The 17,778-nt window shown below is 60.4% G+C and carries 15 protein-coding genes; all 15 read right to left on the reverse strand.

The window, feature by feature from the left end; translation table 11 throughout:
- Positions 1–76: 76 nt before the first annotated feature.
- Entirely contained in the window at positions 77–664 is a 588-nt protein-coding gene (locus tag NL115_RS19035) for a hypothetical protein (protein ID WP_254830900.1), read from the reverse strand.
- The gene (locus NL115_RS19040; protein WP_254830901.1) at positions 658–1,476 is read right to left on the reverse strand and encodes a hypothetical protein; all 819 of its coding nucleotides are present in this window, start codon (positions 1,474–1,476) and stop codon (positions 658–660) included. Before NL115_RS19040 ends, NL115_RS19035 begins: the two co-directional genes overlap by 7 nt.
- Entirely contained in the window at positions 1,476–2,051 is a 576-nt protein-coding gene (locus tag NL115_RS19045) for a hypothetical protein (RefSeq protein ID WP_254830902.1), read from the reverse strand. The genes NL115_RS19040 and NL115_RS19045 overlap by 1 nt, the downstream gene beginning before the upstream one ends.
- Positions 2,048–2,722: a hypothetical protein gene (locus tag NL115_RS19050; protein ID WP_254830903.1), complete on the reverse strand. Its 675-nt coding sequence runs from the start codon at positions 2,720–2,722 to the stop codon at positions 2,048–2,050. The genes NL115_RS19045 and NL115_RS19050 overlap by 4 nt, the downstream gene beginning before the upstream one ends.
- A gap of 576 nt (positions 2,723–3,298) precedes the next feature.
- A complete protein-coding gene (locus tag NL115_RS19055) occupies positions 3,299–4,306 on the reverse strand; it encodes a hypothetical protein (RefSeq protein WP_254830904.1) in 1,008 nt (335 codons plus the stop codon).
- Positions 4,306–5,244 (reverse strand): hypothetical protein, encoded by a 939-nt coding sequence (locus NL115_RS19060; RefSeq protein WP_254830905.1) that lies wholly within the window; start codon positions 5,242–5,244, stop codon positions 4,306–4,308. Before NL115_RS19060 ends, NL115_RS19055 begins: the two co-directional genes overlap by 1 nt.
- Positions 5,241–6,305: a hypothetical protein gene (locus NL115_RS19065; RefSeq protein ID WP_254830906.1), complete on the reverse strand. Its 1,065-nt coding sequence runs from the start codon at positions 6,303–6,305 to the stop codon at positions 5,241–5,243. The genes NL115_RS19060 and NL115_RS19065 overlap by 4 nt, the downstream gene beginning before the upstream one ends.
- Positions 6,302–8,425 (reverse strand): hypothetical protein, encoded by a 2,124-nt coding sequence (locus tag NL115_RS19070; RefSeq protein ID WP_254830907.1) that lies wholly within the window; start codon positions 8,423–8,425, stop codon positions 6,302–6,304. Before NL115_RS19070 ends, NL115_RS19065 begins: the two co-directional genes overlap by 4 nt.
- The gene (locus NL115_RS19075) at positions 8,422–10,143 is read right to left on the reverse strand and encodes a hypothetical protein (RefSeq protein WP_254830908.1); all 1,722 of its coding nucleotides are present in this window, start codon (positions 10,141–10,143) and stop codon (positions 8,422–8,424) included. Before NL115_RS19075 ends, NL115_RS19070 begins: the two co-directional genes overlap by 4 nt.
- Positions 10,144–10,219: 76 nt before the next feature.
- The gene (locus tag NL115_RS19080) at positions 10,220–11,542 is read right to left on the reverse strand and encodes a hypothetical protein (protein ID WP_254830909.1); all 1,323 of its coding nucleotides are present in this window, start codon (positions 11,540–11,542) and stop codon (positions 10,220–10,222) included.
- A 108-nt stretch (positions 11,543–11,650) separates the two neighbouring features.
- Positions 11,651–12,664 (reverse strand): hypothetical protein, encoded by a 1,014-nt coding sequence (locus tag NL115_RS19085; RefSeq protein ID WP_254830910.1) that lies wholly within the window; start codon positions 12,662–12,664, stop codon positions 11,651–11,653.
- On the reverse strand, positions 12,661–13,329 hold the full coding sequence (locus NL115_RS19090) for a hypothetical protein (protein ID WP_254830911.1): 669 nt from the start codon (positions 13,327–13,329) through the stop codon (positions 12,661–12,663). The genes NL115_RS19085 and NL115_RS19090 overlap by 4 nt, the downstream gene beginning before the upstream one ends.
- 25 nt (positions 13,330–13,354) lie before the next feature.
- A complete protein-coding gene (locus NL115_RS19095) occupies positions 13,355–15,424 on the reverse strand; it encodes an ATP-binding protein (protein ID WP_254830912.1) in 2,070 nt (689 codons plus the stop codon).
- A 136-nt stretch (positions 15,425–15,560) separates the two neighbouring features.
- Complete coding sequence (locus tag NL115_RS19100; RefSeq protein WP_254830913.1) at positions 15,561–15,857, reverse strand: helix-turn-helix transcriptional regulator; 297 nt, start codon at positions 15,855–15,857, stop codon at positions 15,561–15,563.
- Positions 15,854–17,593 carry a DNA methyltransferase gene (locus NL115_RS19105; protein ID WP_254830914.1) on the reverse strand — a complete coding sequence of 580 codons (1,740 nt, stop codon included), beginning with the start codon at positions 17,591–17,593 and terminating at the stop codon, positions 15,854–15,856. Before NL115_RS19105 ends, NL115_RS19100 begins: the two co-directional genes overlap by 4 nt.
- Between the last annotated feature and the right edge of the window lie 185 nt (positions 17,594–17,778).

Genomic DNA, 17,778 nt, shown 5'->3' on the forward strand with positions numbered 1-17,778 from the left:
GTTCGGGAGGGGGAACGGAGGACCGGATGCCAGACCTCCGCTTGAACTTCAGGCGGTGACGCTCATGGTATTAACCTCATCCGACGAACTTCACCTCGAGTGGCGTGGTGTTGATCCGGATGAAGTAGACGGTGAGGTAGGCGACGATCGCCAGCATCGTCGCGCCAACGAACCACGTTCCGTTGATGCCGAAGTAGACGTAGCCGTTGAGCTCCATGAACGTCTGAATGTTCTTCGTATCCATCCCGCTGACCCAGCTCACGGGAAGGATATAGAGCGCATTCGCCAGCGCCATCAGGATGAAGCCCATCGCTGCGAAGCCGAGCGACGGCCACCGGAACGACAGCGCCTGCTCAACCTTGTTCCAGTTGAACGTCGCGTAGGCAGCCAACAGTAGATTCATTCCCGCGCCCGCGAGCGAGAACAGGAAGAAGTCGAGACTGTCCCTATCGGCAGATTCCACCCAGACGGACGCGTGGTCGCCGTTGTACGACCAGAGATTGACGTCTATCACCTCGTACCCGAGGGCCGTCGCCGCCAACAGGTGGCCAATCTCGTGGAGCACCGGATTCGCAGCGAACGCCCCGAGAATCATCACGAAGACCCACCAGAAGGTCTTCAACGATACCTTACCGATCGCGAGTACTTGATATCTGTTTACCATGGGAACAATAGCACCTCTCCGGCCACGAGCAGCCGGAGGACCTGAATCGTCACCGCCCCCGCAAACGACGAGTAGAGGATCACCCAGACGCTCGTGCTCTCCGGGTTGATGTCACCGAGGAACGGGGTGGCCTCCATCGCATCCGACGCGAAGACGGAACTCATCGCAACGCCGAGTACCGGAACCACGAAGATGCCGGGGAAGACCGAGTTGACAACGTCCAACAACCACTGCGTCTGCCCGGCGGTGAGCTCCGCCACAAAGACGTCTGGGAGGACGGTCTCCGGGGCTGGAACGAACGACAGTGCCTGGACCTGCTGTACCGTCAGCCACGCCTGAGCGGTCGCTGCAACAAGGACACCGCCCAACCGGACCCACGGCCGCCATTCGGCATCAAACGCCCGAGGAAGGATGAAGAGCGTCAATACGAACAACCCGATCGACGTCACCCACGCGCCCGCATTCTGGAAGGCCGCCGGAATCGACAACAGGAAGACGGCGTTCGCGTAGTGGTCCATCGACAACAACTGCTTGAAGTCGTCCGGTTCGAACGGGAAGATCAGTATCTCCGGGTAGCGGGTTGTCGTCGAGATGAACCGGAGTGTCAGGAACGCCGGTGCCATCAACAGGTAGATCACGACGAGCTCGATGAACTGCGACGACCCGATATCGAGGACACCGAGCAGGACTGTCGCCGTGAAGAAGTCGATGGCACCGTTCACCGTGTACGTTGTGAACATATCCAGCGAGACGGTGGCGAAGAACGCCCCGAAGAGGAAGACGCCGTCCCGGTAGTAGACACGGTCCGACATCAGACGATCGCCTCCACGACGAAGAAGCCGAACGATGCCAGGATGACCATCCCGACGATCAGGAGCGCGATGAAGGGAATCAACCCAACCACGACGGACGGCTTCGTGGTCTTGTTCGGGCTATTGTGGGCCACGTACCACGCCGTCGAGTGGAGCAACAGCAACAACCCCACAGCCGGCACGCCCATCAGAACGTGGTAGAGGTCGACCGGTTGGCCGCTGATCGGCAAGTAGACGACCCACCACGCGACGTAGAACGCGAAGATGGGGAGGTCCTCGACCCCGATCTTCCCGGTGAACTTGTCCGGGAAGTAGACCAACCCGGTGAACGTCGCCAGGACCACGCCGATCAACGACGCCAGGGCCAGGGTATCCGTGGCGTTGAGGACCCACGCCGGGAGCTCACCACCGAAGAGCACGCCGTAGACCCACGGTACCAGGGCCTGGCGCTCCTGGCCGAAGAGGTCGAGGAGGGTGGGGACAATCCCGAACTGGTTGAAGACGATCCCGACGACAATCGGGACCAACGCCGCCCGGAGCGGTTCGGTCGTGAGCTTGGCTCTGAAGTTCTTCATTGGAGATCACCTCCCATCGTCGGGGTGTTGTAGAAGTACCGCCACCCAGCGTAGGCAACGAGGGTGACGAAGAAGACGGCGAGCATGTAACCCGGATTCAGGACGACTTCGAAGCCGCCAACGTCGATCGCGACCGGCCACAGGTCCCAGTTCTGGTCGAGCCAGACGTGGAGGTTGTAGCCGTCACCGGAGCCGCCGAGCGACTTCATCCGCATCGGGAAGAAGCCGTAGATCGCATCCCGGAGCGCAACGATGAGCCCGGCGAACCCGAGAACCTTGTACCGGTGCCACTTCTCGGGCGTGTCCGCGTAGCTCCGGACGAAGGCGGCGAGGAACAATCCGGCTGCAATCCCGAAGATTGGTCCCATCGCTATCACCACCGGGCGGGTTCCGCCGGACGACCAGGCGACCATGATCGGGTCGAGGTAGACCCACCGGAGAACCTTCACCTTGTAAGCGGTCCCACCGGTCCACATCGCTCCGAAGACGTGGCCGTACTCGTGGATGAAGTTCATCGCGTAGAGCGACAGCACCGGAAGGATGCCCCAGTACTTGATTCGGGGCCACTCCCTGACTGGTGTTAGGATCAGGAAGAGGAACGACCCGATCAGACTGTAGAGCACAGCCACCGGTGCCACGGCCACCCGTGCCACCCGCCAGATCACAGCCATAGCGTCACCCCCGACACAAGCGCCCCAATCCCGAGGCCGAGTGCCCACACTGGTCGATCGTCCGAGCGGACAAACTCAGCGCCAACCAGCGCCGCAGCTCCGACAATGTAGAACGCGGCAACCCAATCGTGCGGGACCGGAATCAGGGCCAGGGAAGGTAGCGTGATTCCGGCCACGTACCCCGGGGTAGCGGCGGGAAGTTCGGAGAGTAGTGCGACCCCGTTCAACCCAGTGACCAGAACGTAGCCGAAGGCCGTCCACGGGTCGAGTGTCGAGAGGGTATTAACGGTTAATACGATTGCACCAACACACATCACCACCGTCCACACCCGGAACCAGTCAACGTCCCATCGGAGCGGTGCCGTGATGCGTGGGTCAAGGCTGCTCGTCATCCGATGATCCCTCCGAATCGGCGATGTTCTTCGCCGATAACCACGAGCAGGTAGACCAGCGTCGCAACGGCAATCGCGAACGCTTGTGTGGTCGTCAGTAGCCCGGCGTGACGTGTGAGGACGACGCCGAGCGCAACGGCGGCCACCTGCGGACTCCGACGCATCCAGGCGGGACGGTCCGACGTCATCCGATCACCCGTGCGAGCATTCGCCCAACGAGGTCCGTGTCGTTGGTCACAGCGGTCGTCAGTTCGTCCTCAAGGAGCTCGTTGACGGCGTAGAAGTACGCGGCCAGCCCGAGTGCGGCCAGCGTGAGCACGCCAACAAAGCCGTAGCCGACCGCGGCCAGGAGCGTCCCCAGGCCGATGTAGAGGACGACCATCCCGCTCGCCCCGATGAATCCGTTGTTCGCCAGGAGGCCGTAGCCGGCCAGGACCAGCCCGGTGCCCAAGATCAGCAGCGACCCGAACGTCGGGAAGCCACCATAGAGCATCATCACGATTCCGATCAGCGTGTAGGCGAAGAGCTCCAGTGAGTCCCGTGCGATCTGCCCGATGAGCGCCGGAATCCCGATGATGAAGCTGATCCCGAGTGTCGCGGCACCCGTGGTTGCTGCCCCACCGGTCCGCTGGATCACACGAAGTAGCTGGACGATCACGATCCCGAGGCCGATCAGGATCAGGATCGACTGGAGCGCGGTGTAGCCACTGAATGCGAGGAAGAAGTCGGCGACAAGGCCCCACGTGGCCCCGACGAAGGCGCCGAAGAGCTTCAGCGGGGTGAGGATGAGCTCAACGAAATCGAAGAGGCCGCTGATCTCCTTGATCTCGTAGCCGGTGAGCGGAATCGTGAACTCCGTCTCGCCGATTCCGATGATGAGGTTCTTCAGCAGGTTGCCGAAGCCGGACAACATCAGTGCTACACCACCGATCATCTCGAAGAGCGGGCCGAACGGACTCGGCGTGTTCAGGACACCGGCGATCGGTTGGTTGATTGCCTGTTCGATTCCCGCGACGAATTCCCGCAGGCCGATCGAGGCGTCGCTAACTGCCTTGGCCTGGGTTCTGAAGTACCGCGCGAGTCCAGTGACCCCGAGTGCCCGAGCACCCATCGACATCGCCACGAGGACGTACGAGATGAGCTTCGGGATGAGGCCGATTGTGAACTCGGCGGTGACTGCAAGGATTCCCATTATTCTATCTCAAGTTCCGGACTGGGTGACGGAGCATCCGATTCCGTGGTCGACGACGATTCCGTGGTTCGCAGGCCGGTCTCCGGCATCCACTTGATCCGGAGGAAGCCCCACAACACCAACCCGCCAATCGGGCTGGCCGTGGCGCCGAGGAGTCCCGCCAGGAGAATCGCATAGAAGAGCACGTACCCGATCCGGAAGTCTGGGGCATCGTTGAGGACCGGCGTCGTGTAGGAGACAAACCGGGCCGTCTTGTCGACGGCTGCCACGAACAACGACAACGTCCCGACGATCGTGAGGACGATGAAGGCGAAGTTCAGCGGCGGCCCCAGCGGGAAGAGCTCCGTCCCGCTCACCCAGAGACTGATGAAGCCGAGCGTCCCCACACCCAACACCACGCCGGTCCCGAAGGTGTGGGGCACTCCCAACCAGACGTTGAGTGCCCGGACCACGGCCAGGCCACCCAACACGAGCATCAGGGCAAATTCGATCCGCGGGTTGCCGAGGAACCCCCAGACCAACTCGTTGAGCGTTGAGGCACCGCCAGCCCCGAAGAAGATGGCCAACGTGGCGTGGACGTCTTCGACGAGCCGAGTCGTATCGACGAGCGGTGAGTAGCTCTCCAATAGGACCCACGCGACCAGAACCGTTCCGGCCGCCACCAGTTGCTGGTAGAATGGTGAGAAGTCGAAGTCGCGGACCGGAACGTAGGTGTCGACGACCTCATTCGCCATCCGGAGCGTCTGGTAGACCGAGTACCAGCTCCCGAAGAGGATCACGCCGAGAATCCCAACGGCAACCGCCCACGAGACGATGTTCGGGTCTCCGACCGGGGCCGTGTCCTGGATCCGGACGGCCGGCTCGAAGAACGCATTCACCGCCTTGACGAGTGGGCTGACGGCGTCTCCGAAGAGCGCCTCGATCAGGTAGCGGATCATGACGTATTACCTCCTAATACCCGCTCCGTGGTCATGACGACAAACGCGAGCATCGCCACACCCGTCACGAACGTCGACACAACCCCGATGAAGTACGCGGTGTTGACGGTGTGGTCGACGAACTGCGGGTCGATTGCAATCACGCCCTTCGCTGCGCTCACCAGGAACGGATCGATCGTGATCTCGATCACCGCAGCAACGACCACGACGACCACGGCTGCAAGCGCGTAGAGTGCCGCAATGTAGCGGTCCCGAAGGATCCCCATCACAATCGACGTTCCGGCCACACCCATCGCCAGGACACCGGCAAACTCCCAGTACGTGTGCCCCACAGCGAGCATCCCGAAGCCGGCCAGCCACCCGAACAACGGCCCGAAGATCGGGGCACCCGTCTGAATCGACAACCGGATATACGTCCCAACGACCGGTCCGAAGAGGAGCATGATCGCCGCTGCAAAGACGAAGAGCAACGGCAACAACACGCGCTGGTAGAGGGCACCAACCGCCCCGACGACCATCGCCTTCAGGCCGAAGAGCAGGTTCGTCTCCAGGATTCCGACCAAGAACGACAACACCGTGACGCGGGAGACCAGGCCCTGGGTAGCGTCCGGGTTGTCGACGATGAGGAGGACCAGGTTAACTTGTGCCGCGTAGACACGCTCGAGGAACCCGGCATCGGGGACCAGGCCCCAGTACGTAGCGAACGAGATTCCGCCAGCCATCGCCACCGTCGCGAAGAGCCCGGACAACCGAACGAACCCACCCCACTCCGTAACGTCAGCATCGGCGACAACAGCCGGCCACTCACCGACGTAGAACCGGAGTCCGAGGAGTAACCCAACGACAACCGTCATCGTCGAGAACCCGACGAACGGAACGGTGTTGGCGTCGATACCGGCGGCTCGGACGACGACGGAAGCAATGTAGGTGAGAACAGGCACTTCGGCGGCGGTCCGCATCCCGACGTACCCGACATCACCGACGTTGAACCCGTCCTGCAGCGCGTTCCGGCTGAGGTTGACGACCACGGCCAGAACCGCGAAGACGCCGACCCAGATCATCTCCGGGTCACCACCATGATCCCGAGCACCAGGACCCCGACAACCGCCCCGATGATGAGGAGGATCCCGGGCAACCCGGTGATGTTTGTGAAGGCGCTGAGGATACTATCGTTCCCGGTGCCGCCGGTGGCCAGGAACGACCCCTGTTGCTTGTACGTCCCGTCCGTGTCGTACGTGTAGAACTCAGTGACGCTCGCCCCGGACTCAAACGTGATCGACCCGTCCGTCGGTTCGATCGGATCGGAGAGGTTCCCGCCCCGTGAGACAACGTAGCGGTGGTCCGCCGACAGGTCCGAGACCGTCACCGTGACGTTGTCGTCCGGCCGGATATCGAGTACCTCAACACCCGAATTGTTGACCGCACTGTGGTCGTAGGCGGCAATCTCCGCCGTGGTCCCGGCGTTGACGGCGGCAACGCTCAGATTCTGGAGCCGGTTCTCCGCCGATACACTGCTCCCGTAGTCGAAGACGGTGTTAGACTGGGTGCTGAGCGTGAGGCGGGTGTTCGTGTAGATACCCTCGTACGCCGTGTACGACCCGTCGAGTGCCACGCTGGCGACCGTTGTGTTGGTGGTATCGTCGGCGGTGGAGACCTCCAGCTGGTAGATTCCCTTGAGCGTGTCGGCGTCGTCGATCGTCAGCGTCTGGCCCTGTGCGAGGAACGTGTCCGTGGTCGTGTTGCTGTCGTCGAGGTGGACCTTCGTGACGTGGACCCGGCCTTCCTGGTGGCCGGTGTACGTGTGGTTGACGACGCCGGACGACGTGGAGACATCGAACGTCTGAGCACCGTCACTGACCGTTCCGATCTCGCGGACGACCGTCTCACTGTCGTTGAGCGTGCCCGTGTAGGAGACCGTGGTTCCGTCGACCGTCAGCGACGGGTCCGTGGTGGTGAGCGTCTGATTGTACTTGACCCGTGCCTGAACTTGGTCGACCGAGGGACCGGACCCGGACGAGTGGTTGAGGATCGTCTTGACGTAGACGTCTTGGCCGTCTGTAATGTCCTTGAACGTGTTCTCGTCGGCATCTTGCCACTCGGTGTAGCCGGACGGCGAACCCAGTGCAACGTAGTGCTGAACGGTGCCGCCAGTTTCCGTCTCCGTCCAGTTCAAGCGGGCTTCTTGCCAGGTCTCAGTGCTCGTGTACTCGGTGACTGCGCGCCCGGTGGAGTTGGTCTTGGTGACAGTCGTCTGTGTCTCCTTTTCGACGTTGTCACCAACCGTCCAGGTCGCACTACCGAGGGTATCTTTGTATCCTCTCCATCCGATTCCACCGTTCACGTTGGAGGCGTCGCCCGGTGCGGTGAGCGTCCCACCAGGGACATCGACCACAATATCCTGCCCGCTCACATCGATGGTGACGTCGTTGAGACCATCCACAGCCCCATTCCCACCGGAATCAAGGGTACCTCCTTGAGGTCCTTTGAGTTGCCACTCATTCGACGACTCTACCACATTATACGAACTCAGGTAGTCGGAACCACCGAATGAGAATGCGCTGAATGTGGCCTCGGTGGAAGTGCGTCCCATATCGAGATGGACAACATCGCCCTGTTCGACGGTGACATCGTTCCGGTGGATTACGGCGTCACTATCCGTTGTGACCTCGAGCTGCCCGTTAGAGACAGAGAAGGATCCAGTATCCCCCGAGTACTCCGCGATGTCTCCGTCAGAGAAGTCGTCGAGTACCGTGGTGGTCGTGGTTGTTTCCTGGTAGGTGTCCAGGACCAGCTCCCCGTTCTCGACGGTGACGTTCTTCGAATCGTACGACGGAACGGACGAGTAGTCCTGGATGAAGTCCTGTGCGCCCTGTTCCTGGGTCTCCTGGCCGATGAACGTCACCTGTGAATCGCGCTGGATCTTGTCGAACGTGACGTCACGGTCGCCCTGGACCTCAGACAATGTCTGCTGCGGCCCGAGTTTCTGGCCAGTACCGGTGACGATTGCCGTCCCGTTGCCGTCCGCTGCCAGGTCGAAGTTCGCCGTGTTCGTGTCCTGCGCCGAGAACTGGTAGTCGACCGAGGTCTCCGTGCTACTCGGACCGGCAACCGCTCCGACCATTCCCACAACGAGCAGTCCAGCGAAGATCGCGGCCAGGGTATTAGTCGTTAATACCCTCATCGAACCACCCCCACGAGGGCACTCACACCTGTCTTCACCGCGCCGACCGCCTTCCCAGCGAGGCCGGTCAACGTGGCCACAACCGACCCAGTGCCGAAGTAGGCCGCGGCTCCCAGCAGTCCCAGGGCCGTGATCCCAACCGGGAGGGCCAGTCCCTTCAACCGCTCAACGAGGCCCTGATCGCCACCAGCGAGGAACCCGCTGTCAGACGTGACGGAGAGCGTGAGCGGTTGCGTGGTCTGGTAGCGGCCACTGTCGGCACTCGCCGTGATCGATATCGGTTGGCCGTTGTAGTTCGCAGGCGCGTCAACGACGAATTCCCACGTGACACTGTCCCCATTGGCGACCTGGATCGTCTCCGGTCCGGAGACCACGGTGACGGCGTCCGTATCGTCGATATTGAGCCGGACCTGAATGTCACCCGTCCCGGACCAGCCGAACGTCTGGGTTACTTCGAACACGCGCCCGCTCGCGACCGAGTACGAGTCGCGGCCGGTGATCGCCACCTCGTCGACCTCGACGTTCCAGGAGTGCGTGTCGCGTTGGCCCTCAGCGTCGTAGACCTCAACCGTCACGGTGCGGTCGCCGGTGTTCTGCCACGTGTGGTCGAAGGAGAACGGCCCGTCGCCGCTGACACTATCGTCCTGTTTCTCGAGTTGGCCGTCGACGTACCACCGCACTTCTTCGACGTTGTTCGTGACGTCTTCGACGGTGAATGTGTCCGTGGTGTCGACGGAACTGGTGACGTTGTCCGAATCGGTCTTCAGCCCAGAGACCACGGCACTCGTACTCTGGATCTCCGGCGGGTCCGTGGCGGACTCGTATTCGAACGAGTAACTGTCGAGCGAGTCGCTGGTGTCACCAGCCGCGCTTCGGGAGAAGTTGAACAGGAACCGGAGGTCTCCGTTGTCCGGGTTCGTGGGGTCGAACGAACACTGCTGGTTGAGGTTGAGCGTCTGTCCTTCAACGCTGTTGATCGAGCATATTACCTTCCCGTCGAACTGCCGCTGGATTCCCAGGTCGACCTGGCTGTTGGGGCCGTCTGTGGCCATCGTCGTCGTGAAGTTCCCGGCCTCCGTCATGTTCGAGAGGTCGTAGTAGTTCGTCGTGGCCTGGCCGGAGAGCGCGTCACCGGTTATATCGACGAGAAGTTCGGGATTATCGAGAGCATTTTTCGGTCGGAGATAGGCATCGTTGTAGGAACCACCGGCCGAATCCGCGTCGAATCGGACCCTCAGGTCCAGGTTCCCGTCATCCGGTGTATAGGTGAAACTGTGATCTCCACCATCGTTGTTGCTAGCTGTGAATGTCTTGAACTTCTCCGAACCGTCGAAGAACGCAATCTGCGTATTCGATCCGAGGTAGACGTTGATATCGAACTGATACGTAGCGCCTTCTGGGTTCTCGTAGTCTCCGAAGTCAACCACTCCGTACCGACCATTCGACTCCTGTCCCTGGAGCTTCCACTCGTCGAAGTCACCGTTATCAGCATCTTTCGTTTTGGTGACCCAGCTGTGTTGTGGGGTCCCCTCGAGCTCTGATGTCTTGTCGATATTACTCAGGAGATCAATCGTTCCACTGTCCGTGACGGTCCCTTCGTCGGTGGAGACGTCGTCGAACGTGGGGTCACCGTCGCTAAGTGGCGAAGTGGCGGCGAGTGCCACCCCAGCGGAGAGCACCACCAGCAGTGCCAGTACGACGGCTGTCGGCTTCTTCATAGTGGCCGCCCCCCAGTCTGAGTGGGCTACACGGCGCAAGGCCGGGCGGCCGAATTCGTATTAGTCGTTAATACGATTACAGCCAGCCCATCGGCGACCCAACGTCCTGGAGCCCACCGTAGGCCACCGCCAGCGCAGCGGCGATGTAGGCCGGAGTGTCCGAGCCGGCGAAGTCGACGAAGTCGAAGACGCCGCCCATGGAGACGAAGTTGACCCAGAAGTCGCCCATCATCCCACCCGAACCGAGCAGGACGTCAACGGCCATCGTCACCGAGGCGATCCCGATAACGGCCGTGAGCGCGGCGACCGGAGCCGGAGCAGGCAGGAGCCCAGCACCGTTCCGGAGTGTCTTCGGCCGGCCCAGCATGTAGTAGGCCGTCGACCCGATGACACCGACGATCGCGATTATTCCGGCGATCCCGGCGATCGAGAAGAGCTTCTCACCGCCGAAGACGTTCAGGAAGCCCTCAGTCCCGAAGTCGATCGAGCGGGTGTCCTCGCTCTGGAGGCCACCCTCCGGGTTGGGACTGTCGCCGACCGTGATCACATTCGTAGCCGAGCCGGTCTCGGGCGTGAACGTGTACTCGAACGTGTACGACTCGTTCATCTCGGACGCGTCGTCAACGGTGTACTCGTACTCCTGGACGGACCCAGCCTCAGTCATCGTCTGGTAGGTGATGTTCTGGCTGGTGTCCGTGGCGTCCGAGAGGTCGGAGACGTCACCGGTGTCGAACGCGAACGAGAGGCCGAGCGCCTCGAGCGGAACGTGGCTGTAGTTGCTGTTCCGCGTGATATCGACCGTCAGGTTCGTCTGCTCGCCGACGGTGTCCGGCGTGTACGAACCGTCCTCGATCTCACCGTTCGTCGCGTTGTAGTCGACGGAGACAACGTTCCGGAACTGGAGCACGTTGTAATCGTGCTGGACGGAGCTGTCCGGGTCCTCGATCAGGAGGTCAGCATCCGGATCAGCCGCGTCCGCTCCGGCGTAGATGCCGTCAGCACTCTCGTCCGTGGAGACGTTGAACGTGACGTCCAGCGAGTCGAGGGTCGCGTCCGTGGAGTCGGACGTGGAGTCCTCAACGAGAACGTCCCCGTCATCCTGGACGGAGGCGGACACGTCCGTCCCACTCGCCGAGGCGGACGCTGCGGACATGTTCCCGGCCACGTTGAACTCGATCGACCCGTCACTGGTAATCGTCCATGTCTCACTCGAGAATTGGACGGTTACGTTGTCGAGTTCCGGGTTCTCCGCGTTGATGTACGTCGTATTTGTTGCATCCACAGTGTCGACTGCGGAGTTGTTGAATTCGTTGTTCTCGGTGGCCACCGCCGGGGCCACGGCTCCGGAGAGAGCCACGGCGAAGACGGCGAACACCGCGAGTAGTTGTTTAAGCTGCATTCCTCTACCGAACAATACGTAGAGCGGCTCATGAAGCGGCCATAACGTAGCGAGTAATCAGGTATAGTACCGCCAATTGCTCGGGAGGCCTAACGAAGTCGGAACAGGTCAGGGCAGATGCTCTGCATCCTTCGGGGGCCGGATACCCTCCGGTTCCTCCGCAGGATCGTACCAGCCGCGGCGCTGCCCCCGTTGGAGGATATCAAGTTCGACCATTCGGCTGATGGCGCCCCCGATGTGAGAGCGGACGTAATTTTCCGTCAGCTCGTCCTTAGAGCTCCGAGCCGACTTGAGAAGCGGCTTGAACTCATCGAGGTGGTCGGTGTATGAACCCGTTCCTTCGGACAGTACCCCGTAGATACGCTGTATGAGTTTGTACTCCATCGGCAGCACCCTTCTGATGCTCGCAACGATGTAGTCCCGCTCCTGTTCGCTGAGTGTAGGTGCCTCTGGACCGTGTGAGAGTACCGGGTTCGTATATTGGAGGAACTCGAACCCGGCTGGTGTGAAGGCTACGTGGGGTTCGTGATCGTGGTATTCGACCGCCAGGTATCCCATGTCAAATCCGAATCCCGCCACGTCTCCCCGCTCCCGACGAGCACGCCCCACGTAGTGATTTAGGTACCGACGCCGGCTCCGCTCCGGATTTGAACTGTCGATTTTCGGGAAGCCGGTGGAAATCTTATTCTTTTTCTCGACATCATTCATCTGTTCCCACTCCACAATCCGGTCACGGATTGGTCGAATCCCAGCCTCTACCGTTTCCCGGGCAGTGTCCAGTGTAATGGGTTGTGATTCGCCCGCAAGCTCCTTCGCAAGCAGATACAACGCACATTTCAGTGGGAAGAAGCGATAATATTGGGAAAACAGCAGCTTATTCTCGTTATCTGGATACTTCTCGATGATGGCTACCGACTGAGGGATATCGTACTCCCACTTCTGTCCGTCCTTACCCTGGGAGTCTGTCAACGTCGTCTGGGTTCCGCCCTCCGACCGTTCGATTGCGAGTTGGTTCTGCGCAGCCACACGCAAGAACTGATCGACCGATTCGTACTCTCCCTCTGAGACTAGCGATTCAATATTCTCGTACGTCTCAGGGTCCAACTGCGTGAAGAGTCTCATTGGGCATCATCTATGGCATCCCGGATGGTCTCCTCGGTAGGCCGATCCTCCACTCCACGCAACCGTAAGAGATGGTCTACGGTCTCCACGGTGGGTTCTTCCCCCTTCCCCTGAAGGTGTGAGATGATACCTTCGGGCGTCGCAGGGTAATCGTCGCTATAAGCCAGGCGGACCTCCTTCTTCTTCGTACCGGGGTCGTAGTCCGCCAGAGTGCGATCGTAGATCTCTCGGGCCTTCTCGGGACCGGCCCTTTGAGCGAACTCGCTCAGCATGGACTGGGTGTGGTTCTCATTCCATCCCTTGTTGGGGAACATTTCGTAGAGACGGCGGTAGAGGTATTCCTTCCGGTTGTCCCCCTCGACAAAGGGCAAGAGAGGATTAAGCCGGGACATCGCCCGCTCATCAGATTCCGCCACCTCCTCCTTGTAGACCTTACCCATAGCCCAGGCCTGCTCGACTGGTTTACCCTCGTGTTCCTCATGCGCCTCCTTCAGGTCGAGGATGACCTGTTTGTATTCGTCCATCAGGTCTGTCAGTTCCTCATGTTCCTCAGGGCTGAGCGTTCGCTCACCGTCCTTGTTCAGGGCGACGATCGAACCGTGACGGGTCTCCTTGATCTCTATCCAGTAGTCGCCCTCGTCGATGCGCTCGTGCAGATCACCCATATTCGGGTGTTGCTCCCACTGTTCATTAAGACCCATATTCTAGTCCAAACCGGTCCGCGATCTCGCTCTCGATGTGATTCCGGATATCCTCGCGGTTCTCCAGCTTCTCCTGGATCACCTCCGCTGCTGGTTCACCGTCGATGGTGATCTCCTCGTCCAGGAGGTCGTGCAGGTCGTCCACGTTCCGCCGGTGAATCACCTGCTCGGAGCCCCACTCCGTCCCCAGGCGAGTCTGAATCCGATCGCGTCGATCATCGTCGTCCGTGATTCGGTTGGTTGCGAGCCACTCTGGCCGGGCAGTATTCAGTAGCACCTCGAAGCCCCCGCCCTCTTTGTCGATGGCGACGGCCTTCCAGTCCTCGCCGTCCTCGTTGGCGAACGTCGTCGACTGGACGATCGAGACCTGGCCCTCCTGTTCGCCTTCACCGCCCTCGCCACCGTCGTCTGGTCCATCGCCCCCATCGCCGCCATCGCCGCCATCGCCGGTCCGTTCACTCCGTTCGACGTCGCCCACTGTGAAGTAGATCTTCGAGGAGTCGAGCTTCTCGTTCTCCTCGTCCGTGTCGAGATCGAGGACCTCGGGGGCGGCCCTAATGCTGGCGCTAAACGAGTAGATCCCCTCGTTCTTCGGTTCGAACTCCACGATATCGAAGGTTTCGTGACTATTCTCAGAGACATTGACGACCCGTGAGCCGACGTCCCGGTTCATCGACAGGTCGGTGGAACTTACGTTAATGTCGAACAGTTCGTAGCGCTGGCTCTCAGGGTCTACCGGATTCTCGATCTGGATCTTTAGCGAGATTCGGTCGCCTACGTCGTATTTCCGCTTCCCGGCCTGGCACTTTACCAACGAGTCAGACGGGTCTCTGTCATCGCCTGTCGTCCCGTCTTCGTCCGTCTCGGTGGTGATCTCACCTTGGGTCTGGTACTCGTCGAAGTCCTCGTAGTCGGCGAGGAGTTCGTTGATGTTCCGGGTGATATCCGAGGCCAGCTGCTTCCGCTCTTCGGTGGTCCGCCCCTTCTTGAAGTGCTCGTCGTGGAGCTGCAGGAGCGGGTCCTTGATCCCCGTCTTGGACTCGTGCCCCCGGAACGAGGTGTGGGCGTTGTTCTCCAGGTCGGGGCAGAGGTCGGTGGCGTCACACCAGCCGATCATCTGGGGCGGGTTGCGAAGCGAGGGAATCCCAGTGGGCTTGTACGCCTTGATCGTCATGAAGGGCTCGTCGAGGTACTGGTTCCCCTTCAGCATCGCCACCCCCTCCCAGGGCGGATCCTCGTCCATGACGTCCGTCCGGATCACGGAGAGGTCGCGGACTCGGTAGGTACCTCCCTCTGCGCTGAACTCCGGGAGCTCCTTGCGGAACATGAGCTGCCCCTCCTCGAGATACTGCTTGAGGTCCGGGGCATCCGGGTAGTGCTCCTCGCCGTCGATGACGTAGCGGACCGTGACGTCGTCCCTGCTCAGCAGGAAGGTGAAGTTCTGGACGAACATCTCCTGGACGCGGTCCCAGTTCCCGAGGAACTCCAGGTCGTGTTCGAGGACATCGGCGACGTAGATGTGGGTTCCCTGGACATCTGGGTCTAGTCGAGGGTCGCTCGGCGTATTAGGCTCGCTGTACTTGCCGTCGTTCGAGACGGTCATCGCATTGTGCTCGCCGTCCTGCCGTGTCTCCACGTAGGTCAGGCCCTCACCACACATGGCGATAACGTAGAACCCGCGCCCGTACGCACCTGCGCCACCACCGGCCTCCTTGTCCTCGTCCGGGGTGTCGATACCGACGAGGTTGTTGCGGAGGACCTCCTCGGTCATCCCCCCAGCGTTGTCCGAGTAGGTGAAGGTCCCTTCGTTGGTGTCCACCACGAACTCCAGCTCGAGGTGGCAGTCATCAGGGAGAACGCCCCGATCCATACTCCGGCCCCAGGCATCCACGCCGTTCTGGACCGCCTCACGGACCGTACCCTTGGCCGGTTCGTCGTAGTCCTGCCGGATCCGCTGGAGGGTATTCTTCCGCTTGATCGGTACGTCCTGGTTAATGTCGGCCTTCGAAGCGAAGGCGGGCTGGCTGTCGTCCTCCGTCTCTGTTTCGTCTGTGCTCATGGGTGCATCCCGTGGCCTCGTATGTCTTCGTAGGCCACATACGCAGTGAGACGGATAGCACGGATAAATCTGTCGTGAGAAGTGTTGGCACGAAACGTATTAACCGCTAATACGATTTACCGAGCACAGGAGTTTGCTAATCCTGGAGGAGAGCCCGTAACTCAGCCGTTACGTCTTGTATCTGATCGTGAATCGTTAGGAGCCGCTCCGCTCCGCGTTCGGTTAGCATGTAGCAATTCCGGTGGCCGTCAACGGACCGTTTCGAGAGATAACCGGATTCTACCAGGGTCTCCATAGCCTGATAGGCGGTCTGATACTCCACGTCTGTCTCATACACCTCACTGTGTAGGTCCTGTATCGCAGATACATCGGGCTCGTACTTCTGTGCGACGAGACACAGCATCCGAAGTCTCGTGTTTATCAGGTCGGTCATGCTGGCTTCTGGAGGAAGACCACCCACTCTCGCTCGATCGCTCCGTTGCCGTGGTCACGGTCTTGGAACAGGTCCCGCCTCGTAATCCCATCCCAGGCGAACCCGCCGAAGTGATAACCATCCTTGACCCCGATATCGTCGGGCTGCCCCGAGAACTGCCCGATGTTCTGGGCGATGTCTGCCACGAAGCGGTGGCTCTCGATTCGCCGCCCCCCGATCGTGTTCTCACCGATGACGAAGTAGAAGCAGGCGCCAGGCTTCAGATGACGGTACACCTGGGTCAACGTCTTCAGCATATCCTCGGCGAAGAACTTGTAGGTCACATACGCTCGCTGCGTGGCCTCACTGAGACTCCCCGTGTGGATTGCTTTGATGTCCTCATCCAGCTCCGGTAGCGAGGTCTCCTGATAGGCCTCTCGCGAACCCTTCCAGTCGTTTCGGAGGTACTTCGGTAGCTCGTCGACGAACCCCCGGATGTTCGTCGCGTTCGATCCGATGATCGATCGTCGGAGCGTATCCGCGTCGATGGCTGTAGTTTCCTCTAAGAGGTCCTGTATCCAGAACAACCGGAGCTTCGTGCCCCGGTAGTAGTTCATCGCGTTAATGTACGGTGGGGAGGTGATAGCCAGATCAACCTCCTCGTAGTACTCGGGAAAGTCAAAGGTTCGTGCGTCTCCCAGCCGAACATCTGTCTCGGCCTGGTGTGCCGGGTTTTCGTCCAGCGGTACCCAGTTGTCGGAGTAGCTGTAAATCGTGGCGTTCTCACTGCCATCCACGGTCACGGACTGCTCACTTCCTCCGGGGGCGTTGGTCCGGTAGACCTCATTCCACAAGTCGACCAGCTTGGCCCGGGACTCTTCCAGTTCGACTTGGTAGACGCGAACTGGATCCGGTGGGTGCTCGCCAGTCTCGATCTTTTCCCGCATCTTCTTCGACCGGTGGGCCTTGGAGACGTCGGGGTCAGCGTTCGACACAGCGAACACCGTGTTCGCGACCATCAGCACCAGCCACCGGCCGACTCGGGCTTCAACCTCCGCCTCGCCAATCGACCTAATCATCATTTGCTCCCGAGGCTCAACTGATGCTGTGAGATCTGGCGGGTCGTCCAGAAACTCCGAGACCACCTTTCGAATCGTCGTCAGCCCCTCTATGGCGGAATCCTCGAACCAGTGGGACTTTGACGTTCTGTCCAGGAACTCCACATCGTGGTCCTCGTAGCGCTGTCTGGGCGTTGACTGGAGCGCTTCGTTGATGTATGTCTCCGTGTTCTCCAGCACTGTGTACGGAATCGGTGACATCGAGACGCTGCTAACCAGTTTTGACAGCGGATTGATCTCGACCCCGAGGTAGTCACGACCAGCGATTTTCGCTTCAAGGCCCGTAGTTCCACTCCCCGAGAACGGGTCCAGTACAAGCGGTCGGTCCCCCTCCGTCGTGGTTTTAGTAGAATATTTATTAATCAGATATCGGGGAATGTGGGGGATGAACGTGGCTGGGTGCTTGTGGATCGTGTGGGTGAGCGGAGTATCGTTCCATGACACCGAGGGAACACGTTCGCGAAAGTTCAGTTCCGGATACGATTCCCCGTCCTCTGGCGGTTCCGGAGATGGAGGGCGCTCAGCGCCTGAGAGAGCTGGATTCGCCTCATGATTCAGCGAGATTCTTCCAGTTGCATCATCACCTACCTCAGATTTGTGAGACTGAGAGGCGTCAGAGGTAGAATCACGACTGCCCATGTTACCGCCCTCTTTCCGGGTAGGTGATATAAAGGTGGCTACACCGGAATTGCATGCAGCGGGACGGGTGGGAGTCCACGTCACGAACGGAGGAACCCTTCCCATGGGCCTGCCCCACGCCTACTAATCGTACCATCTTTGTGACAACAATCGTCCGGGTGGGATGTGAGTCTTTCCCAGCCAAA

Source organism: Haloglomus salinum (assembly GCF_024298825.1).
Taxonomy (GTDB): Archaea; Halobacteriota; Halobacteria; order Halobacteriales; family Haloarculaceae; genus Haloglomus; species Haloglomus salinum.